At 75.5% G+C, this 20,515-nt stretch carries 18 protein-coding genes, 1 pseudogene and 1 riboswitch; of the genes and pseudogenes, 12 read left to right on the top strand and 7 right to left on the bottom strand.

Annotated elements, in window-relative coordinates; all coding sequences use genetic code 11:
* Positions 1-105: 105 nt before the first annotated feature.
* Positions 106-735, bottom strand: coding sequence for a dihydrofolate reductase family protein (locus RM780_RS02965; protein ID WP_311628836.1), 630 nt, complete (start codon positions 733-735; stop codon positions 106-108).
* 79 nt (positions 736-814) lie between these two features.
* Positions 815-1,243 carry a hypothetical protein gene (locus RM780_RS02960; protein WP_311628835.1) on the bottom strand — a complete coding sequence of 143 codons (429 nt, stop codon included), beginning with the start codon at positions 1,241-1,243 and terminating at the stop codon, positions 815-817.
* Between the two features lie 283 nt (positions 1,244-1,526).
* On the opposite strand from RM780_RS02960, the gene RM780_RS02955 reads away from it, so the two are divergent.
* Together RM780_RS02955 and RM780_RS02950 are read left to right on the top strand one after the other, a co-directional pair.
* The gene (locus RM780_RS02955) at positions 1,527-2,207 is read left to right on the top strand and encodes a glycoside hydrolase family 16 protein (protein WP_311628834.1); all 681 of its coding nucleotides are present in this window, start codon (positions 1,527-1,529) and stop codon (positions 2,205-2,207) included.
* A 170-nt stretch (positions 2,208-2,377) separates the two neighbouring features.
* Positions 2,378-3,529, top strand: coding sequence for an abortive phage infection protein (locus tag RM780_RS02950; RefSeq protein ID WP_311628833.1), 1,152 nt, complete (start codon positions 2,378-2,380; stop codon positions 3,527-3,529).
* A 34-nt stretch (positions 3,530-3,563) separates the two neighbouring features.
* On the opposite strand, the pseudogene RM780_RS02945 reads toward RM780_RS02950, so the two are convergent.
* From RM780_RS02945 to katG, 3 genes and pseudogenes are all read right to left on the bottom strand, one after another.
* Positions 3,564-4,232, bottom strand: a pseudogene (locus RM780_RS02945) (NADPH-dependent F420 reductase); the annotation flags it as partial.
* Between the two features lie 22 nt (positions 4,233-4,254).
* A complete protein-coding gene (locus tag RM780_RS02940; protein WP_311628832.1) occupies positions 4,255-4,950 on the bottom strand; it encodes a type 1 glutamine amidotransferase domain-containing protein in 696 nt (231 codons plus the stop codon).
* Between the two features lie 331 nt (positions 4,951-5,281).
* A complete protein-coding gene (katG, locus tag RM780_RS02935) occupies positions 5,282-7,513 on the bottom strand; it encodes a catalase/peroxidase HPI (protein WP_311628831.1) in 2,232 nt (743 codons plus the stop codon).
* 411 nt (positions 7,514-7,924) lie between these two features.
* Here katG and RM780_RS02930 point away from each other — a divergent pair, with 411 nt between their 5' ends.
* Positions 7,925-8,335 carry a Fur family transcriptional regulator gene (locus RM780_RS02930; protein ID WP_311628830.1) on the top strand — a complete coding sequence of 137 codons (411 nt, stop codon included), beginning with the start codon at positions 7,925-7,927 and terminating at the stop codon, positions 8,333-8,335.
* A gap of 227 nt (positions 8,336-8,562) precedes the next feature.
* Here the strand turns inward: RM780_RS02930 and RM780_RS02925 are convergent, their stop codons facing one another.
* Positions 8,563-9,435, bottom strand: coding sequence for an SAM-dependent methyltransferase (locus RM780_RS02925; RefSeq protein ID WP_311628829.1), 873 nt, complete (start codon positions 9,433-9,435; stop codon positions 8,563-8,565).
* A 116-nt stretch (positions 9,436-9,551) separates the two neighbouring features.
* On the opposite strand from RM780_RS02925, the gene RM780_RS02920 reads away from it, so the two are divergent.
* Positions 9,552-10,118: a TetR/AcrR family transcriptional regulator gene (locus RM780_RS02920; RefSeq protein WP_311628828.1), complete on the top strand. Its 567-nt coding sequence runs from the start codon at positions 9,552-9,554 to the stop codon at positions 10,116-10,118.
* A 162-nt stretch (positions 10,119-10,280) separates the two neighbouring features.
* Here the strand turns inward: RM780_RS02920 and bla are convergent, their stop codons facing one another.
* Positions 10,281-11,273 carry a class A beta-lactamase gene (gene bla / locus RM780_RS02915; RefSeq protein WP_311628827.1) on the bottom strand — a complete coding sequence of 331 codons (993 nt, stop codon included), beginning with the start codon at positions 11,271-11,273 and terminating at the stop codon, positions 10,281-10,283.
* A 233-nt stretch (positions 11,274-11,506) separates the two neighbouring features.
* Here bla and RM780_RS02910 point away from each other — a divergent pair, with 233 nt between their 5' ends.
* The 8 genes from RM780_RS02910 (at position 11,507) to RM780_RS02875 (ending at position 20,502) form a co-directional block, all read left to right on the top strand.
* The gene (locus RM780_RS02910) at positions 11,507-13,726 is read left to right on the top strand and encodes an NADP-dependent isocitrate dehydrogenase (RefSeq protein WP_311628826.1); all 2,220 of its coding nucleotides are present in this window, start codon (positions 11,507-11,509) and stop codon (positions 13,724-13,726) included.
* A 152-nt stretch (positions 13,727-13,878) separates the two neighbouring features.
* A complete protein-coding gene (locus RM780_RS02905) occupies positions 13,879-14,964 on the top strand; it encodes a carboxylate-amine ligase (RefSeq protein WP_311628825.1) in 1,086 nt (361 codons plus the stop codon).
* 117 nt (positions 14,965-15,081) lie between these two features.
* Entirely contained in the window at positions 15,082-15,810 is a 729-nt protein-coding gene (locus tag RM780_RS02900) for a hypothetical protein (protein WP_311628824.1), read from the top strand.
* 297 nt (positions 15,811-16,107) lie between these two features.
* Positions 16,108-16,301: riboswitch (cobalamin riboswitch) on the top strand.
* Positions 16,302-16,329: 28 nt separating this feature from the next.
* Positions 16,330-17,034: an energy-coupling factor ABC transporter permease gene (locus tag RM780_RS02895; protein ID WP_311628823.1), complete on the top strand. Its 705-nt coding sequence runs from the start codon at positions 16,330-16,332 to the stop codon at positions 17,032-17,034.
* Complete coding sequence (locus tag RM780_RS02890; RefSeq protein WP_311628822.1) at positions 17,031-17,387, top strand: energy-coupling factor ABC transporter substrate-binding protein; 357 nt, start codon at positions 17,031-17,033, stop codon at positions 17,385-17,387. Before RM780_RS02895 ends, RM780_RS02890 begins: the two co-directional genes overlap by 4 nt.
* Before the next feature lie 9 nt (positions 17,388-17,396).
* Positions 17,397-18,170: a cobalt ECF transporter T component CbiQ gene (gene cbiQ, locus RM780_RS02885; protein WP_311628820.1), complete on the top strand. Its 774-nt coding sequence runs from the start codon at positions 17,397-17,399 to the stop codon at positions 18,168-18,170.
* Positions 18,167-19,039: an energy-coupling factor ABC transporter ATP-binding protein gene (locus RM780_RS02880; protein WP_311628819.1), complete on the top strand. Its 873-nt coding sequence runs from the start codon at positions 18,167-18,169 to the stop codon at positions 19,037-19,039. The genes cbiQ and RM780_RS02880 overlap by 4 nt, the downstream gene beginning before the upstream one ends.
* Before the next feature lie 146 nt (positions 19,040-19,185).
* The gene (locus RM780_RS02875; RefSeq protein WP_311628818.1) at positions 19,186-20,502 is read left to right on the top strand and encodes a DUF2252 domain-containing protein; all 1,317 of its coding nucleotides are present in this window, start codon (positions 19,186-19,188) and stop codon (positions 20,500-20,502) included.
* Positions 20,503-20,515: the final 13 nt, after the last annotated feature.

Genomic DNA, 20,515 nt, shown 5'->3' with positions numbered 1-20,515 from the left:
CAACTGCCGCTCACCCCGCCCAACACCTTGATTGAACCGCCGACTTGGCCCTCGGCAACAGGGTGGGGACCCGGGCCGATCCGGGGGCCGCGGACGGGCGGCGGCTCAGGCGCGCTCGTCCCTGCTCATGTCGCCCGTCGCCGGGGTGCCCGGGGCGAGGGCGTAGTGGAGGAGGACGGCGCCCTTGGGGGAGGCGGTGGGGGGTTCGAGGAGGGTGAGGTTGGCGGGGACGGTGCCGTCTTCGAAGACCTTTTTGCCGACGCCGAGCACCAGGGGGTAGACCCACAGGTGCAGGCGGTCGAACAGGCGCTCGCGCAGGAGGGTCTGGACCAGGTCGAGGCTGCCGATCACGTGGACGTGCTGATGGCTCTCGCGCAGGTCCCGCACGGCGCTCGCGAGGTCGGGGCCCAGCAGCTCCGAGCCCGCCCAGCCGAGGTCCGGAGTGCCGCGGGAGGCGACGTACTTGGGGAGGCTGTTGAACAGGGTGGCGATCCCGCCGTCGACGCCCTCGGTCTGGCCGGGCCAGTACGCGGCGAAGATGTCGTAGGTCCTGCGGCCCAGCAGCAGCGCGTCCATGCCCTCCATCCCGGCGTCGACCTGCCGGCCGACCGCCTCGTCGAACAGCGGCGCCTGCCAGCCCCCGAACGGAAAGCCCTCCGGGTCCTCCTCCGGGCCCCCCGGCGCCTGGCCGACCAGGTCGAGCGTCGTGAACAGGTCGATGTGGATCAGTCCCATGGTGCTCCTCCGTGCGTCCCGGCCCGTGTGCCGTCAGGAGGTGAGACCGGCGCCCGGCCGCGAACTCATCGGTCGCCGGTCAGTCGGGCATCATCCCGCTGGCGCGGGCGATCCCCTCCAGCGTCTCCCGCTCGGCGGCCCGCTGCCGGTGCCGTTCCGCGAAGAAGTCCCGCAGCCGCGCGCGGACGGCCGGGTCCTCGGCGGCCTCGGCGGTCACCATCGCCCAGCCGCCTCCCTCCTCGCCTGGGATCTCCAGCCGGCGCATGTCCATGCGGCCCGAGCCGAGCACGGCCATCAGCATCAGCCACTCGTCCCGCAGGTCGTCCGGCAGGTCGATGTCCACCCGCTCCTGCTCGCGGCTCGCCGCGGCCAGGATCTCCAGGGCCGCGCGCACGACCGCCTCGAACGCCTTTGGTCCGAGCCGCGAGCGCAGCGCCCGGAGGTAGATGTCGGTCTGCGCCTCGCGGTCGGCGGCGTCCCCGCCGTCGGGCTGCTCCTGGTACGCCATCACCCCAGCCTCCTCCCGCCGCGCGGCACAGTCCACACCGGGCGCGACGGCGGCCGTGCGGAGGCCGCCGGGTCACGCGGGGCCGCCGTGAGCGGCGTTCGGGACCCCTCCCGGGCGGGGGCCGGTATGACGGGGGCCTTCGGAGGAGGAGGGCGTCGTGAGGGTCGGCCGGACAGGGCGTGCGGGGAGGCGGGTGCGGGGGGCGGTCGCCGGGGTGTCTGCGGGGGTGATGGCCCTGCTGGCGCCGGCGGATGCGGGGGCGGCCGGGCCGGCGGAGGCGGCCGTGCGGTACGGGTGGGGGGAGCCGCTGCCGGTGTCCGACGAGTTCGGGTACGCGGGGGTGCCCGATCCCGCGCGGTGGGCGTTGCCGAGGGGCGAGGAGGGCTGCTGGGAGGGGCACGCGGGGAACGGCCGGCGGTGCGCCGCGAACAGCGCCGTGGCGGACGGCATCCTCACGCTCACCGGCGAGGAGGACGGGGACACCGGGTGGCTGCGGCAGCGGCACGAGACCCGGTACGGCCGGTGGGAGGTCCGCTCCCGCTCGCGCAACACCGGTGCGGAGGGCGGCCTCTACCACCCGCTGCACCTGATCTGGCCCACCGAGGGCAACCGGCTGGAGAACGGCGAGTACGACTGGGTCGAGTACGCGGACCCCGACGCGCAGTGCCTCACGGCCTTCCTGCACTACCCCCGCAGCCCCACGGACGAGCGCGAGCGCAGCGACCTGTGCCCCGTGGACATGACGCGGTGGCACACCTTCGCCTTCGAGTGGACCGCTCGGGGACTCGTGGGGTACGTCGACGGGGTGGAGTGGTTCCGCTACTCCGGCGGGGCGGACGACGAGCGCGGGGACATCCAGGCGATGCCCTCCGGCCATCTCACCATCCAGCTCGACAACTTCACGGGCGCCGGCGGCCTGCGCCCGGCCGTCTTCGAGGTCGACTGGGTCCGCGTCTACGAGTGAGCGGGCCGTACCCGGCGCGGACGACGGCGGACCCGCGACGAAGGTCGAATGCCTCCGCGGCCGTTCCGCCCCCGGTCTGACGCCCCTCCCCCGCCCGCCCCGCGAGACTGACGGCCGCCGGCCACGCGGGGCCGGAACGGACAGCGCACGACAAGAGGACGGGGAGCGGCATGGCAGGCGGCGGGGAGCGCAAGGGGATCGGGCGGTCGCGCTTCGTGGGCGGGGCGGCGGCCGGAACGCTGGGGGCACTGGCGGGACTTGGGGCGTTCGGCACGGCGCGGGCGGGCGCGGCCGGAGGGGACAGGCGCGGCGGGCTGACCCTCCGTGGCGTCAACTACGAGGTGACGGACGGGGAATCCCCCGCCACCGGGTGGAACGCCCGCCGGATGCGGGCCGATCTGCGGGCGATCCGCGACGCGTTGCACGCCGGTTCGGTGATGGTCTTCGGCGACGGCGTGGAGCGGCTGGCGGCAACGGCCGAGGAGGCGGCCGGACTCGGCCTGCACGTGTGGCTCCAGCCCCGGCTGGGGGACGTTCCCGAGGCGGACATCCTGGAGCACCTGGCGGAGACGGGCCGCCGCGCCGAGCACATGCGGCGGCAGGGCGCGCGGGTGCACCTGCACGTCGGCTGCGAGTTCGTCCTCTTCGTGCCGGGCATCGTGCCGGGGGCGGACGCGGTCGAGCGCGTCCGGAACCTCCTCGACGGCACCTACGACCCCGTGCACATGGCACGGGAGCTGCGCCGCTTCACCGGGCTGGCGGCGCGGACGGGCCGGTCGGTCTTCCGCGGCGCCCTGACCTACGGCGCGGCGCACGGCGAGGAGGTCGACTGGGACCTGTTCGACATCGTGAGCGTCAACTACTACGAGTACCACCGCGACCGGGCCGCCTACGCACGCGAGCTGTCGGCGTACCGGCGATGGGGCAGGCCGGTGGCGATCAGCGAGTGCGGCACCTGCACCTTCGAGGGCGCTCCCGAGGCGGGCGGCATGGGCTGGGACGTCGTCGACTACGGGCCGTACCCGCCGGAGATCCGGGGCGGGCTGGTGCGCAGCGAGCGGGCGCAGGCGGCGTACCTGGCGGAGGTGATGGACGTCTTCGAGTCCCTGTCCCTCTACTCCGCCACGGTCTACAGCTTCGTGACGCCCGACGCCCCGCACTGGCCGGGCGACCCGCTGCACGACCTGGACATCGCCTCCTACAGCCTGGTGAGGACGATCCGCGGGGGCGACCCGTCCGCCCCGGGCCCGGACTGGCACTGGGAGCCCAAGGAGTCCTTCCGCACCCTCGCCCGCCTCTTCGCCCGCGCCCGCCGGTCCTGAGGCGAAGCGCGGGCGAGAACGTCAGCCGCCGGGGTCAGCCGCGGAAGGCCGGCGGGCGTTCCGGGGTGGCCTCGGCGAGGGCACGGGTGATTGCCTCCGTGCCGGCGCGGAGGCCGTAGACGGGCGTGCCGGGCTGCTGGCGCCAGGAGTCGTCGAGGCCGCCGGCGTCGACGGTGTCGAAGCCGAGGTCGTCGATCAGCCGCCGCACGGTCGCCTTGGCCGCCTCGTCGTCGCCCGCGACGGGAACGGCGATCCGGTCGGGGGCGCCGGCCGGGCGGTGCCGGTCGAGGAGGTCCTGGGCGAAGGTGCCGTTGAACGCCTTGATCACCGGGTGCCCCAGGTGCCGCTCCGTCCAGCGGCTCTCCGTGAGCCCCTCGTCCTCGATGGCGGCGATACGGCCGTCGCGCTCGCGCGGGTAGTAGTTGCCGGTGTCGAGGACGGCGACGCCGGGGGCCGCGTCGTCGAGGAGCCCCGGCGGGAGGTCGGGGACGTTCCGCAGGGGGATGGTGACGACGACCAGCGCGGCGCCGCGGGCGGCCTCGTCGGCGGGGACGGGGGTGGCGCCCGTCTCCTCGGCCAGGGCCGTGAGGGTCCGCGGCCCGCGGGAGTTGGCGACGGAGACCTCGTGGCCGAGGGCGGTGAGGCGGCGGGTGAGGTTGCCGCCGATGTTGCCGGCGCCGACGATGCCGATCTTCATGCGCGTGCTCCTTGTGCGAGGCGGGGGGTCAGGCCAGCTTCCCGAGGATCTCGGCCGCCAGGGGGGCGGAGGAGGCGGGGTTCTGGCCGGTGACCAGGTTGCGGTCCACGACCACGTGCGGGGCCCACGGCTCGCCGGTGCGGACCCGGACGCCGGCCTCGGTGAGGCGGGTTTCCAGCAGCCACTTCGCCCGGGCGGCCAGTCCGGCCTGGGCCTCCTCGGCGTTGGTGAACGCGGCGACCTCGTAGCCGGCGAAGGCGTTGGAGCCGTCGTCCCTGGTGGCGGCCAGCAGCGCGGCCGGGCCGTGGCAGACGACGCCGAGGGGCTTCCCGGAGCCGAGGGCCTCGATCAGCAGGCGGCCGGAGTCGGCGTTGACGGCCAGGTCCTCCATGGGGCCGTGGCCGCCGGGGTAGAGGACGGCGTCGTAGCCGGCGAGGTCGACCTCCTCCAGCCGGACGGGGTTCCTGATCTCGTCCATGGCGTCCAGGGCGGCGGCGACCCGGTCGGCGCCCTGCTGCCCGCCGTTGACCTCGGGCGCGAGGCTGGCGCGGTCCACGGTGGGGAGGACGCCGCCGGGCGTGGCGACGACGATCTCGTGGCCGGCGGCCGTGAACGCCCCGTATGGGGCGACGGCCTCCTCGGCCCAGAAGCCGGTGGGGTGCTCGGTGCCGTCGGCCAGGGTCCAGTGGTCGGCGCCGGTCAGCACGAAGAGGATCTTCGACATGGGTCACTCCGGGGGTGAGGCCCGGTCCGGCCGGGCGGCGAGCCGCCGCGCGCTCGCGCGGCGCTGCCCCCGACGCTAGGCCCGCTCCCGCGGGGCACGAAATAGGGACCGCTATGCCCGGCATCGGGACTCCGATGCGAGGGCGGGAATACGCGGGGCAACGCCCTGGGCGGCGGCGACGCGGCCCGACACGGTCGCCGGGCCGGGGCGCGGGGCTCGGGCGTTCCGGCATGGCCCCGGGCGCCGCGGCCGGACACGGCCCTGCCCGGCCGCGGGCTTCATGGCGCCGCGGCCGGGCAGGGGTCGTGCGTGCCCCCCGGGGGGCGGGGGCTCAGGCCAGGTCGAACCGGTCGAGGTTCATGACCTTGTCCCAGGCCGCGACGAAGTCGCGCACGAACTTCTCCTTCGCGTCGTCGCTCGCGTAGACCTCCGCCAGCGCCCGCAGCTCGGAGTTGGAGCCGAAGACCAGGTCGGCCCGGGTCCCGGCCCAGCGGACCGCGCCCGTGGCGTCGTCGCGGGCCTCGAAGGTGGTGGCGTCCTCGGACACCGCCGTCCACGTCGTGCCCAGGTCGAGCAGGTTGACGAAGAAGTCGTTGGTCAGAACGCCCGGCCTGTCGGTGAGGACGCCCAGCGCGGACTCCTGGTGGTTGGCGCCCAGGACGCGCAGGCCGCCGACGAGGACGGTCATCTCGGGGGCGCTGAGGTTGAGCAGGTTCGCCCGGTCGATCAGCAGGTACTCCGCCGGGAGGCGGCTGCCCTTGCCGAGGTAGTTGCGGAACCCGTCGGCCGCCGGCTCAAGGGCGGCGAAGGACTCGACGTCGGTCTGCTCCTGCGTGGCGTCCACGCGGCCCGGGGTGAAGGGCACCTCGACGGCGAGGCCGCCCTCCTGCGCGGCTTGCTCGACGGCGGCGGCACCGGCCAGGACGATGAGGTCGGCCAGGGAGACCCGCTTGCCGCCGGCCTGCGCCGCGTTGAACGACTCCTGGATGCCCTCCAGGGTCCGCAGCACGACCGCGAGCCGGTCGGGGTCGTTGACCTCCCAGCCGCGCTGGGGCTCCAGGCGGACGCGCGCGCCGTTGGCTCCGCCGCGCTTGTCGCTGCCGCGGAAGGAGGAGGCCGAGGCCCAGGCGGTGGACACCAGCTGGGAGACGGACAGGCCGGAGGCGAGGACCTGCGCCTTGAGGGCGGCGACGTCCGCGGCGTCGATCGGCTCGTGGGTCGCCTCGTGCAGCGGGTCCTGCCACAGCAGGGTCTCGGAGGGGACCTCGGGGCCGAGGTAGCGCACGACGGGGCCCATGTCGCGGTGGGTCAGCTTGTACCAGGCGCGGGCGAAGGCGTCCTGGAACTCCTGGGGGTTGGCCAGGAAGCGGCGCGATATCTGCTCGTAGGCCGGGTCGAAGCGCAGCGAGAGGTCGGTCGTCAGCATGGTGGGGGCGTGCGTCTTCGACGGGTCGTGGGCGTCGGGGACGGTGCCCGCGCCGCCGCCGTTCTTCGGCCGCCACTGCTGCGCGCCCGCGGGGCTGGTGAACAGCTCCCACTCGTGGGCGAAGAGGGTCTCGAAGAAGGAGTTGTCCCAGGCCACCGGGGTGGCCGTCCAGATGCCCTCCAGGCCGCTGGTGATGGTGTCCCCGCCCTTGCCGGTGCCGTGGGAGTTCTTCCAGCCCAGGCCCTGCTGCTCGATGGGGGCGGCCTCGGGGTCGGGGCCGACGCTGTCGGCAGGGCCGGCGCCGTGGGTCTTGCCGAAGGTGTGGCCGCCGGCGATCAGGGCGACGGTCTCCTCGTCGTTCATCGCCATCCGGCGAAACGTTTCGCGGATGTCGCGGGCGGCGGCCACCGGGTCGGGGTTGCCGTTGGGGCCCTCGGGGTTGACGTAGATCAGGCCCATCTGGACGGCGCCCAGGGGCTCCTCGAGGTTGCGGTCGCCGGTGTAGCGCTCGTCTCCCAGCCAGGTGGTCTCGGGGCCCCAGTAGACGTCCTCCTCGGACTCCCAGACGTCCTCCCGGCCGCCGCCGAAGCCGAAGGTGGGGAAGCCCATGGACTCCAGCGCGACGTTGCCGGCCAGGATCATCAGGTCGGCCCAGGACAGGGACTGGCCGTACTTCTTCTTCACCGGCCACAGCAGGCGGCGGGCCTTGTCGAGGTTGCCGTTGTCCGGCCAGCTGTTGAGGGGGGCGAAACGCTGCTGGCCGGCGCCCGCGCCGCCGCGGCCGTCGCTGATGCGGTAGGTGCCCGCGCTGTGCCAGGCCATGCGGATCATGAACGGGCCGTAGTGGCCGAAGTCGGCGGGCCACCAGTCCTGCGAGGTGGTCAGGACCTCCTCGATGTCCCGCTTGACCGCCGGCAGGTCCAGGGCGTTGAAGGCCGCCGCGTAGTCGAAGTCCTCGCCCAGCGGGTTGGCCACGGCCGGGTTCTTGGCGAGGACCTTCAGGTTCAGCCGCTCCGGCCACCACTGGCGGTTCCCGCCGCCCTGCGTCGGATGCGCGGCGCGCCCGTGGGCGACGGGGCAGCCGCCCGTGCCCTCCGTCTTCGCGTCTACGACGATTGCATCATGGTTGTCAGACATGGGAATCCTTCCGGCCCAGGCGGGTCACGGTGCTCAGGGGATGCGAGCGGTGGAACGCCCGGGGCGCGGGCCCCGGGTACGACCTCGGCCTCGTCGGCCGAGAGGGGAAGGAAGCTTCGAGCGCGGGTGGGACGCCGGCGTCCCGGGGGCTCACCGCGCCGGACGGTCCCGGCCGGGGCGACGCGGGCGGCCGACGCCCGCGGACCGGCACCGCGCACGGCTCGGCGGTGGTCCCGTCACGTTTCGTCTCCTGCCGTACGGGGCACTTCCTGTCCCTTGGCTATCACCGGATGCGATCCTACGATAGACAGAGTTCAAGTCAAGAAGAGTGCCAAACCCGTACGTCCCCGGGGCACGGAGGTCCGCCGGCCGGCTTTCTGATGTCCCGCCGAACCTGAAAAGGTGAACGCCATGAGCGACCTGCTGGAACGATTGCGAGGACGTGGCTGGCGGCTGACCTCCCAGCGGCGCGTCGTCGCGGAGGTCCTCGACGGCGACCATGTCCACCTCACGGCCGACGAGGTCCACGCCCGCGCGGCCGTGCGGCTGCCCGAGATCTCCCGGGCCACGGTGTACAACACGCTGGGCGAGCTGGTCTCCCTGGGCGAGGTCCTGGAGGTCTCCACGGACGGCCGCGCCAAGCGTTACGACCCCAACGCGCACCGCCCGCACCACCACCTGGTGTGCTCGCGCTGCGGCACGATCCGCGACGTCCACCCCGCGGGCAACCCGCTGGCCGACCTCCCGGCGGAGGAGCGCTTCGGCTTCACGGTCTCCGAGGTCGAGGTCACGTACCGGGGCGTGTGCCCCACCTGCGCGTAGGGCCCGTCGGCCGCGGCTGAGGCCGCCGCACCCCTGAGTCTCCCGGAGGCCCGGGGCACACCCCCCGCGTGGGGCGGAGGACTCGCGCCCGTGAGGTCCGCGCTCGCGGCGTGCCCGGAGGTCCGCGCACGGGGCATGCCCGGGCGGCGGGCGCGGGCGCGCCCGCCGCGGTCGAAAGCCCTGCGATCCGGGCCGTGGCGGGGCGCGCCTTCCGGGCCGGGCCGGGGTCAGAGGCGGACGGCGGCGACCATGCCCGCGCCCGGGGAGGCGGGGACCTCGCGGCCGTAGCCCGCGGTGAGGTCGGAGATCTCGCGGAAGGCCGTGCTCCAGCCCAGGCCCTCCAGCCACGCCCGGTCCCCGGCGCCCAGGCCGCGCGATCCCGGGTCCCCCTCCGGCACGGGGAAGACGCGCTCCGCGCCGGGCACCGCGCGGACGGTGCGCGCGAAGCTCCCCGGGGGCAGGACGGGGTAGCCGTACCGGCTGCCGGGCGCGGAGAGCGCGGTCAGCCGCCGCACGGCGCGGCGGGCCTCGTCCCGGGGCAGGGTCGTGGCGATCACCTGGTCCACCCAGGCGGTGGGCAGCTCGGGCCGGAAGCCGGCGTCCAGCAGGGCCCCGGGCCAGTCCTCCGCGCGCAGGTCCACGGGGACGACGCTGCGGGCGCAGACCGGCTCGGCGCCCTGCGCCGCCAGGACGGGCTCCTTGAACGCGAAGAGCTGCGGCAGGTCGGCCTCGAAGACGTGGACGGGCACGGGCCACTCCAGCCGGAACGCGTGGGTGTCCAGTCCGGCGCCGAGCAGGACGGCCTGGGTGCAGCCGGCCTCGGCGGCGGCCAGTAGTCCGTCGTCGGCCAGCCGCACGCCGAGGGTGCGGGTGGCCCGCATGGCCTCGGCCAGCGCGAGCACGCCCGCCCAGGTCTCGGCAGCGCCCGGCGGGGCGGTGGGCGCGAGGTGGGCGCGCTCGGCGGCGTCCACGAACGCCTGGGCCAGCGGGTCGGCGTAGAGGCGGTCCGGCCGCCGGGTCTCGGCGGCCCGGACGACGGCGACGCCGACGGCGGTCAGGGGCGGCCCGGACAGGATCTCGGGAAGCGGTGCTGCGGACACGGCCGGCTCCCTTTCTTTGCTTGACGACCGGTAAGCAATGGCGGAACGGCAGAGACGATAGGGTCGGACTGACCGGCCGTCAAGTAAAGGCTGAGGGCGGAGACGAGGGAGGCGCGATGGCGGGACGGCGCACCGACACCAGGGAGCGGATCCGGGCGGTGGCGATGGCCCTGTTCTCGGAGCTGGGGTACGAGAAGACCTCGATCCGGGAGATCGCCGAACGGCTGGGCATCACCAAGGCCGCGGTCTACTACCACTTCCGGGCGAAGGAGGACATCGTCGTCAGCCTCGCCGACGACCTGCGCTCGGGCGTGGACGAGCTGCTCGCCTGGTCCGCCGCGCAGCCGCCCGGCCGGGAGACCGGGCGGGAACTCCTGCGCCGCTACGGCGCGCTGCTGCACGCGACCGGCCGGGACATGACCCGGTTCATGTACGAGAACCAGGCCGCCTTCCGCGCCCTGGAGGTGGGCGCCGGGCTGCGGTACCAGTTCCGCGAGGTGGCCGACGCGATGACCGCGCCGGACCACGCGCCGCTGGCCCGGTACCACGCGCGGCAGGCGCTGGCGGCGATCTCCTGGAGCGTGGGCATGATGGGCGACCTGGACCTGAGCGACGAGCAGTGCCGCGAGGCGGCCGTCGCCATCGCCCTGGGCATCTACGACCGGGGCCCGGACCCGGGCTGAACGTCCCGGGTGAACGCCCGGGGTCAACGCCCCCTCCGACGGCTCCGGCGAACGATCCGCGCGCCCGGGGCGTTCACGGCACCACCGGCGTTCACGGCACCGTTCGCGTTCCCCGCACCCCGGGCGTTCCCCGCACCCCGGGCGTTCGCCGCCCCCGCCGGGTCAGGCGCGGCCCAGGCCGCGCAGGGCGACGCCGGCCGCCTCGGCGATCAGCGCGTCGTCGCGTTCGGCGTTCTCCCGCTCGCGGGTGGAGAGGACGGCCAGGACCACCGGGTCGCCGCCGTCCTCGGGCCACAGCACGGCGATGTCGTTGCGCCCGCCGTACCCGGCCGTGCCGCTCTTGTCGGCCACGGTCCAGCCCTCGGGGAGGCCGGCGGCGATCAGCGTCTCGCCGGTGGTGTTGGTCTCCATCCACCGCCGCAGCAGCCCGCGTTCCCGCTCCTCCAGAGCGTCGCCGAGGAGGAACGCCCGCAGGTCCGCCGCCAGGGCGCGGGGGGTGCTGGTGTCCCGCTCGTCGCCCGGGGCGCCCTCGCTCAGGTCGGGCTCGACGCGGTCCATCCCGGTGGTGTCGTCGCCCAGCTCCCTCAGGACCGCCTCCAGGGCGTCGGGGCCGCCCAGCTCCTCCAGGAGGAGGTTGGCCGCCGCGTTGTCGCTGTACCAGAGGGTCGCGGCGCACAGCTCGCGCAGGCTCATCCCGGTCTCGGTGAAGTTCTCGGTGACGGGCGAGTTGGCGATCAGATCGCCGGACCCGTAGGTGATCACCTCCTCCAGCCCGTCCTCGCCGCGCTCCCGCAGCAGGGCTCCCACCAGCAGGGCCTTGAACGTCGAGGCGTAGGCGAAGCGTTCGTCCGCGCGGTGGGCGACCTCGCGCCCGGTGCCGGTGTCCAGGGCGTAGACGCCGAGGCGGGCGTCGAACGAGCCCTCCAGCTCCCGGAGTCCGGCGGCGGTCTCCTCGGCGGGGACGGCCAAAGGGGCGTTCCCGGCCGAGTCCGTGGCGGAGGGCGAGGCCTCCCGGCCGTCGGGCTCCTCCTCGCTCGTGCAGGCCGGGAGGGCGGCGGCCAGGGCGAGCAGGCAGGCCGCGAGGAAGGCGCCGCGGGGCGCGCGGCGCGACGCCGCGCCGGGGGCGCGGCGCTTCGGGGGCGTGGGGGGTGTCATGACGGCCTTCCGGGGTGCGGTGCGGAAACGGTGCGAGCGCCGGCCCGCGGCGCGCCGCGGGCCGGGACAACTCTCCGCCCCGGGCCGCTACCGCCTCCCACCGGGGGGTACCCGCGGGGGCGCGCGATCCGGCCGCGGCGGCGTTCCCTGCGCGGAGCCGGAGGCGGGGCGAGTCCGCGGCCGGGAGCAGATATCTTGATATCGAGACGCAGCAGACGTGAAGCGGAGTTGCAGTGACTGACTCGACCATCATCTATACGCACACCGACGAGGCCCCGGCCCTGGCCACCTACTCCTTCCTGCCCGTGGTCCAGGCGTACGCCCGCACGGCGGGGGTGGGCGTGGAGACCCGCGACATCTCCCTGGCGGGGCGGATCATCGCGAGCTTCCCGGAGCGTCTGACCGAGGACCAGCGCATCGACGACGCCCTGGCGGAGCTGGGGCGGCTGGCCAGGACGCCCGAGGCCAACATCATCAAGCTGCCGAACATCTCGGCCTCCATCCCGCAACTGAAGGCGGCGATCGCCGAGCTCCGGCGCCAGGGCTACGCCCTGCCCGACTACCCGGACGCGCCCGCGAACGACGAGGAGCGGGAGATCCGCGCCCGCTACGACCGCGTCAAGGGCAGCGCGGTCAACCCGGTGCTGCGCGAGGGCAACTCCGACCGCCGCGCCCCCGCCTCGGTGAAGAACTACGCCAAGGCGCACCCGCACCGGATGGGCCCCTGGTCCCCCGACTCGCAGACGAACGTCGCCACCATGGGCGCCGACGACTTCCGCTCCACCGAGAAGTCGGCCGTGATCGCCGCGGACGGCGCGCTGCGCATCGAGCTGGCGGGCGAGGACGGCACCACCACCGTGCTGCGCGAGTCCGTACCCGTCCTGGCCGGCGAGGTGGTCGACGCGGCGGTGCTGCGGGTCGCCGCGCTGCGGGCGTTCCTCGCGGCCCAGGTCAGCCGGGCCAAGGCCGAGGGCGTGCTGTTCTCCGTGCACCTGAAGGCGACGATGATGAAGGTCTCCGACCCGATCATCTTCGGTCACGTGGTGCGCGCCTTCTTCCCCCGGACCTTCGCCGAGCACGGCCGGGCGCTGGCCGAGGCCGGGCTGAGCCCGAACGACGGCCTGGGCGCGATCCTGGGCGGCCTGGAGGGGCTTGAGGGTGGCGAGGCGATCCGGGCCTCGTTCGAGGCGGAGCTGGCCGAGGGCCCGGCCCTGGCGATGGTCGACTCCGACCGGGGCATCACCAACCTGCACGTGCCCAGCGACGTCATCGTGGACGCGTCCATGCCCGCGATGATCCGCACCTCGGGCCACATGTGGGGCCCCGACGGCCAGGAGGCCGACACCCTCGCGGTGCTGCCGGACAGCAGCTACGCGGGCATCTACCAGGTCGTCATCGACGACTGCCGCGCCAACGGCGCCTTCGACCCGGCGACCATGGGCTCGGTGCCCAACGTCGGCCTGATGGCGCAGAAGGCCGAGGAGTACGGCAGCCACGACAAGACCTTCGAGATCCCGGCCCCTGGCACCGTCCGCGTGGTGGACCAGGACGGCGCCGTGGTGCTGGAGCAGGGTGTGGGCACCGGGGACATCTTCCGGATGTGCCAGACCAAGGACGCCCCGATCCGCGACTGGGTCAGGCTCGCCGTCACCCGGGCCCGCGCCACCGGCGACCCGGCGGTGTTCTGGCTGGACGAGAACCGCGCCCACGACGCGAAGCTGATCGAGAAGGTGCGCACCTACCTGGCCGAGCACGACACCGGGGGCCTGACCCTGGAGATCCTGCCGCCGGTGGAGGCGATCGCCTACTCCCTGGAGCGCATCCGCCGCGGCGAGAACACCATCTCCGTCACCGGCAACGTGCTGCGCGACTACCTGACCGACCTCTTCCCGATCCTGGAGCTGGGCACCAGCGCCAAGATGCTCTCGGTGGTGCCGCTGATGAACGGCGGCGGCCTGTTCGAGACGGGGGCCGGCGGCTCGGCGCCCAAGCACGTCCAGCAGCTGGTCAAGGAGAACTACCTGCGCTGGGACAGCCTGGGCGAGTTCCTGGCGCTGGCGGTCAGCTTCGAGCACCTGGCGCAGACCACCGGCAACGCCCGCGCGCAGGTTCTCGCGGACACCCTGGACCGGGCGACGGCCACGTTCCTGAACGAGGACCGCTCCCCCAGCCGCCGCCTGGGCGGCATCGACAACCGCGGCAGCCACTTCTACCTGGCGCTGTACTGGGCCCAGGAGCTGGCGCGGCAGACCGAGGACGCGGCGCTGGCCGAGGCGTTCGACGGGCTGGCGAAGACGCTGGGCGAGCAGGAGCAGACGATCGTCGGGGAGCTGATCGCGGTGCAGGGCTCCCCGGCCGAGATCGGCGGCTACTACCACCCGGACCCGGCGAAGGCCGCGGCCGTGATGCGGCCCTCGGCGGCCTTCAACGAGGCGCTGGCGACGCTGGGCTGACACGGCAGGCGCGGAGCGCGACGGCGGGGCCCCGGGCCGGGGGGACGGCCCGGGGCCCCGCCGCGTCGCGGAACCGGGAGGGTTGGCCCGGGGGCCGGCGGGCACTCGTCGCAGGTCACCCGGGGTCCGGGGCGCCGAACGGAGGGCGGGACGTGGAGCGAGCGACGGTGGGAGTCGAGGAGGAGTACCTGCTGCTGGACCGCGAGAGCGGGCACCCGGTGCCGCTCGGCCAGCGGGTGCTGGCGGAGGCGGGCGCGCAGCCCTCGGTGGACGCGGGCGAGGTCGAGCCGGAGCTGCTTCAGGCGCAGGTCGAGGCGGAGACGCCGGTCTGCCGCACGCTGGAGGAGGTCGGCGGGCACCTGCGGCGGCTGCGCGGGGCGCTGGCCGAGGCCGCCGCGCGCGCGGGCGCGCGGCTGGTCGCGAGCGCCGCGGCGCCCACGCGGGGCCGCGTCTCGGTCACGGACCGCCCCCGGTACCGGGCGATGCTGGCTGACGCGCCGCAACTGGTGGACGAGCAGCTGATCTGCGGCATGCACGTCCACGTCGGGGTCCCCGACCCGGAGGCCGCGGTGGCGGCGCTGAGCCGGGTGCGGCCCTGGCTGCCGGTGCTGGTGGCGATGGCCGCCAACTCCCCCTTCTGGGACGGCGCGGACACCGGCTTCGCGAGCTGGCGCACGGTGGTCTTCGGCCGCTGGCCGGTCAGCGGGCCGCCGCCGGACGTCGCGGACGCCCGGGAGTACCGGCGCCGCACCGAGGACCTGCTGAGGACCGGCGTCATCCGCGACCTGGGCCAGATCTACTGGCAGGCCAGACCCTCCCAGCGCTACCCGACGCTGGAGGTGCGGGCACTGGACGTGGCGGTGGACCCCGAGGACGCGGTGGTCTTCGCCGGGATCGTGCGCGGGCTGGTCCTCACCGCGCTGCACGAGGAGGCAGCGGGCGCCCCGCGCCCGGCGGGCGCGCCCCCCGAGCTGGTGGCGGCGGCGAATTGGCACGCCGCGCGGCACGGGCTGGCGGACACGCTGATCGTTCCGGGAACGCCCGAGCGGCGCCCGGCGGCCGAGGTGGTCTCGGCGCTGGTGGAGGGCATCGCCCCGGCACTGGAGGCGGCCGGGGACGCGCCGCGGGTGCGCGCGGGCGTGGAGCGGCTGCTGGCCTCGGGCGGCGGGGCGGCCCGCCAGCGCCGCGTGCTGCGCGAGGGGGGTCCCGAGGCGCTGCTCGCCTTCCTCGGCGCCTGAACGCCCGGCGTCCCCGGCGCGCGCACGCCCGGCGTGCCCGGGACGTCAACGCCCCGCGGTGAACGACGCCCGGACGCGGGGCGTTTCGCGGCGCTCGCGCGGTGTTACCCGGAGGTCATGACGGACAACGAGAAGCACACGCAGACCCCCGAGGCGGACGCCGAACGCGTGGCCAAGCGCGGCGAGAAGACGAGCGGCGGCAGAACGTCCGGCACGAAGCCGGCGGCGCGCGGGTCCGGCGGCGGGAGGCCGGCGGCGAAGAGGACGGCCGCCAAGACGGCAGCCGGGAAGACGACGGACGGCAGGACGACGGGGACGGCCGCGGCGGGGAAGAAGGCGGCCCGGAAGGCCGCCACCGGGGGCGGCGCCGCGGGGAGGACGGCGGCGGACGGCGACCCCGGGAACGCGAAGGGCGAGCCCCGGGACGGGACCGGGGGCACGGCGGCGGGCGAGGCCGCGCGCGGGGCGGCGAAGTCGGCCGCCGACGCGGCCGGGACAACGGCCGTGCGGGCCGCCGGGGACGGAACGCGGGGGAGCGCCGCAGGCGGTGCGGCCACGAAGGCGGCGGGCCGTGCCGGCGAGACGGCCGCGAGCGCGGCGGGGAAGGCCGCGCAGGCCGGAGCCGTGGCGCGGGAGAAGGCCGGGGAGGCCGGGCGGGCCGCGGCCGGTGGGCTGGCGGGGGCCGGGCGGGCGGTGGCCGTCCCCGTGGGCCGGGCCGCCTCCGCCGCCGCGGCCGGGTGGACCCTCGTGCGGCACCGCAAGGCCGTGGCCGCCGGGGCGGCGGCCGGCCTGGCGGGCGTCGCGGGCGCGGCCTTCCTCGCCGGCCGCCACGCGGGCAGGTCCTGAGACCCGCCCCGCCCGCGCGCGGGCCCCGGGAGGGAGAAAGGCCCGGGGCCCCCGCCCGTCCGGGGCGGGCGGGTCGCTCGGGGGACGGGGGTCCTCCCCGGGACGGGGTTCCGAGCATCCGCCGGGATGCGGACGACGGCCCGTGGGGGCCGCTTCCACGGTGCTGGAGCGCCGGTCGTCGACGGCCGGCGCTTCTCCCTTTCCCGCACCTCCCGCAGTCCTCCCGCCGCGCGGCGGCGGGCCCCGTGACCGCGCAACAGCCGACCGGGATGTCTTGCCGAGCGGGGCCGGTGCCACTACTGTCCGCAGGGCCTTGGTGCTCGGGAAGCCGGTGGAAGACCGGCGCGGCCCTCGCCACTGTGATCGGGAAGTCCGGCTCCACTCCTTGACGGAAGCCACTGGACCACCGCGGGAGACCGCCGGTCTGGGAAGGCGGAGCACGGGCGGCGTCACCCGTCAGCCAGGAGACCGGCCAGGGCGCGTTGTCCATCCACGAGGTGTTGGAGAGGTCTGCCCGGCATGCATATCGCCGAGGGCTATCTGCCCCCTGTTCACGCGGTCGCCTGGAGCGCCGCCGCCGCCCCCTTCGTCGTCCACGGAGTCCGCGTCCTGACCCGCGAGGTCAGGGAGAACCCCGAGTCCACCCTGCTGCTCGGCGCCTCGGGCGCCTTCACCTTCGTCCTCTCCGCGCTGAAGATCCCCTCGGTCACGGGCAGTTGCTCGCACCCCACCGGGACCGGCCTGGGCACCATCCTCTTCCGGCCCCCCGTGATGGCCGTGCTCGGCACCATCACCCTGCTCTTCCAGGCTTTGCTCCTCGCGCACGGCGGGCTGACCACCCTGGGCGCCAACGCCTTCTCCCTGGCCGTCGCGGGCCCGTGGGCCGGCTGGGCCGCCTACCGGCTGCTGCACCGCGCCGGAACGCCCCTGATGGCGGCGGTCTTCGCCGGGGCGTTCGTCGCGGACCTGAGCACCTACTGCGTCACGACGGTGCAGCTCGCGCTGGCCTTTCCCGACCCGGCCGGCGGATTCCTGGGCGCGGTGGCCAAGTTCGGCGGCATCTTCGCCGTCACCCAGATCCCGCTGGCCGTCAGCGAGGGCCTGCTGACCGTGCTGGTGCTGCGGCTGCTGGCCCAGTCCAGCCCCGGCGAGCTGGCGCGCCTGGGCGTGCCGGCCGTCGCCCCGGCCCCGGCTTCCCGGAGCGGAGAGGCGGCGGCCCGGTGAAGCGCGCGACGCGGATCAACCTGCTGCTGGTGGCGGCCGTCCTCCTGCTGGCGGTCCTGCCGGTGGCCCTGGGCCTCGGGGACCGGCAGGAGGAGCCCTTCACCGGCGCGGACGCGCAGGCGGAGGAGGCCATCGCGGAGAACGACCCCGGCTACGAGGCGTGGTTCACGCCGCTGTACGAGCCGCCCTCGGGCGAGATCGAGTCGGCGCTGTTCGCGGCGCAGGCCGCGCTGGGGGCGGGGGTGCTGGCCTACTACCTCGGCCTGCGGCGCGGGCGCCGGCAGGGCGAGGAGCGGGCGGCCGACGCGGCGGGGCCAGGGGGCGGGCCCGGGGCCGGCGCGGCCGGGTCGTAGGCCGTTTCCGTGCTGCCCATCGACGCGGCGGCGCACAGCAGTCGCTGGCGCCGCCGCCATCCCCTGGAGAAGGCCGTCCTCGGCCTGGGGCTGACGGTCCTGGCGATCTCCCTGCCCGCCCGGCCCGGCGCGGTGCTCACGGCCGCCGCGGCGCTGGCCGTCCTCCTGGGCCCGGCCCGGGTCCCGCCGCGGCGGCTGTGGCGGGCCTGGCGGGTGCCCCTGGGCTTCTGCGTCACCGGTGCCCTGCCGCTGCTCTTCCAACTCGGCGGGCCCGAGGGCTGGTTGTCCGTTGCCGAGGGCGGCCCCTGGCGGGCCCTCGACCTGCTGCTGCGGACTTCGGCCGCCTCGCTGGGGCTGCTGCTGTTCGCGTTCACCACGCCCGTCTCGGACGTGCTGCCGCGCCTGCACCGGGCCGGGGTGCCCCCGGCCGTGGCGGACGTCGCCCTGGCGACCTACCGGATGGCGTTCCTGCTGCTGGACTCCCTGGCGCGGGTGCGCCAGGCGCAGGCCGCGCGGCTGGGGGACGCGGGGCGGGCCGCGGCCTGGCGTTCGCTGGCCGGGCTGGGGGCCGCCGCCTTCGTGCGCGCCTTCGACCGGGCGGCCCGCCTCCAGGCGGGGCTGGCCGGCCGCGGCTACGACGGGCGGCTGCGGGTGCTGGTGCCCGAGGCCCCGCTCTCGCCCCGCTTCCTGGCCGCCACGGGCGGCCTGCTGGCCGCCCTGGCGGGGCTGACCCTGTTTCTGGAACCGCACCTGGAACCGCTCCTCGGAGGTCTCCGCCCATGACCGCACGCGCCGGCGGCGAACCGACCGCCGCGGCACCCGCCGACGGCCCGCCCGTGGTGGAGCTGTCCCACGCCTCCTTCGCCTACCCCGACGGGCCGCTCGTACTAGACGGCCTGAGCTGGGCGTTGCCCCCGGGCCGGGCCACCGCCCTGCTGGGGCGCAACGGCAGCGGCAAGACGACGCTGCTGCGCCTCCTCAGCGGCGGCCTGCGCCCCGCGTCCGGCGAACTGCGGCTGCGGGGCGAGCCGGTGGCCCACGACCGCAAGGGGCTGACGCGCCTGCGGACCACCGTCCAGCTGGTGGTGCAGGACCCGGACGACCAGCTCTTCGCGGCCTCCGTGGAACAGGACGTCTCCTTCGGCCCGCTGAACCTCGGGCTGGAGGAGACGGAGGTCCTCGCCCGCGTGGAGGAGGCGCTGGACGCCCTCGACATCGCGGCGCTGCGCGACCGCCCCACGCACCTGCTCTCCTTCGGGCAGCGCAAGCGGGCGGCGATCGCGGGCGCGGTGGCGATGCGGCCCCGGGTGCTGATCCTGGACGAGCCGACCGCCGGGCTCGACCCGCACGGGCAGGAGCGCCTGCTGGAGGTCCTGGCCCGGCTGCGAGCCGCCGGAACGACGGTGGTGATGGCCACGCACGACGTGGACCTGGCGCTGCGCTGGGCACAGGACGCGGCGCTGCTGACGCCCGAGGGGCTGCACGCCGGGCCCGCCGCGGCCGTGCTCGCGCGTGCGGAGCACGTGGCGGCGGCCCGGCTGCGCCGCCCGTGGGGCCTGGCCGCCACGGACGTGCTGCGCGCGCACGGCCTGCTGTCCCCGGCCGCACCCGGCCCGCGCACCCCGGAGGAGCTGGACGGCTACGCGGGCTGACCCGCGGCGCCCCGGCCGGGGCGCCGCCCCCGGCGTGCGGGGCCGGGCCCCCGCGCCGGGGCGTGCGGGGGCGGCGGTAGTCTCCCCCGCAGGGGGTGCCCGGCAAGGGGTCCGGGGCCCGGGATCACCGTCAGGAGGGGCCCGCCGTGGCCGACCCGACCGCTCAGCGCGGCGAGGAGATACTCGCCGTCCTCGACACCGCCTTCGGGCAGCTGCTGGCCGCCGACCCGGCGGCCTTCCGCGTGAAGTTCCGGAAGATGGCGGCCTCCGCCTTCGCGTTCTACCGGGGCACCGCCTGCCTCTTCTACCACGACCTGCGGGGCGAGCCGGCGGACGGCCCGTACCTGGACGGACGCACGCTGCGGGTGTGGATCCACGGGGACCTGCACGCCGAGAACTTCGGCACCTACATGGACTCCAAGGGCCGCCTGATCTTCAACGTCAACGACTTCGACGAGGCGTACGTCGGGCCGTTCCTGTGGGACCTCAAGCGCTTCGCCGCCTCCCTCGCCCTGATCGGCTACACCAAGGCCATCGGGGACGAGACGATCGGCTCGCTGGTGCGGACCTACGCGCTGGCCTACCGCGAGCGGATCCGGGCGCTGGCGGGCGGGGCCCCGGACGAGCAGGTGCCGCCGTTCACCCTGGACACCGCGCAGGGACCGCTGCTGACCGCGCTGCGCGACGCCCGCGCCCGCACCCGGTTCTCGCTGCTGGACTCGATGACGGAGATCCGGGACTACGAGCGGCGGTTCACCATCGGCGGCGGCGCGGTGGAGCTGGACGCGGACACGCGCGACAAGGTGCTGGCCGCCTTCGACGGGTACCTGGCCACGCTGCCGGACGCGCGGCAGGCCCTGCCGGACACCTACCGCGTCAAGGACGTGGTCGGCCGCGGCGGGGTCGGCATCGGCTCGGCCGGGCTGCCCTCGTTCAACATCCTGCTGGAGGGCAACAGCGACGCGCTGGAGAACGACGTCGTCATCTACCTCAAGCAGGCCCAGATCCCGGCCGTCTCGCGGCACGTCACCGACGAGGCGGTGCGCTCCTACTTCCTGCACGAGGGGCACCGCACGGTGATCTCCCAGCGCGCGCTCCAGGCGCACGCCGATCAGTGGCTGGGCTGGACCGAGCTGGAGGGCGCGGGCCAGCTCGTGGCCGAGGTGTCCCCCTACGCCGTGGACCTGGACTGGTCGGACATCGACGAGCCGGGCGAGATCGCGCAGGTGGTGGCCGACCTGGGCCGGGCCACGGCGACGATGCACGCGGCGGCGGACGACGAGAGCGGGCACTCGCTGGTGCCCTTCTCCACCGAGCGGGCTATCGACGAGGCGATCGGGGAGGACGAGGAGGGCCTGGCCGCGCTGCTGGTGGACTTCGCCCACGCCTACGGGCAGCGGGCCCGCGCCGACCACCAGATCTTCGTGGACCTCTTCCGCAACGGCCGCATCCCGGGTCTGTAGCGGGGCGCCGGCC

The sequence above is a fragment of the Streptomyces boetiae genome, from assembly GCF_031845405.1.
Classification (GTDB): domain Bacteria; phylum Actinomycetota; class Actinomycetes; order Streptomycetales; family Streptomycetaceae; genus Streptomyces; species Streptomyces boetiae.
This window is presented reverse-complemented; position numbering and strand designations above follow the sequence as displayed.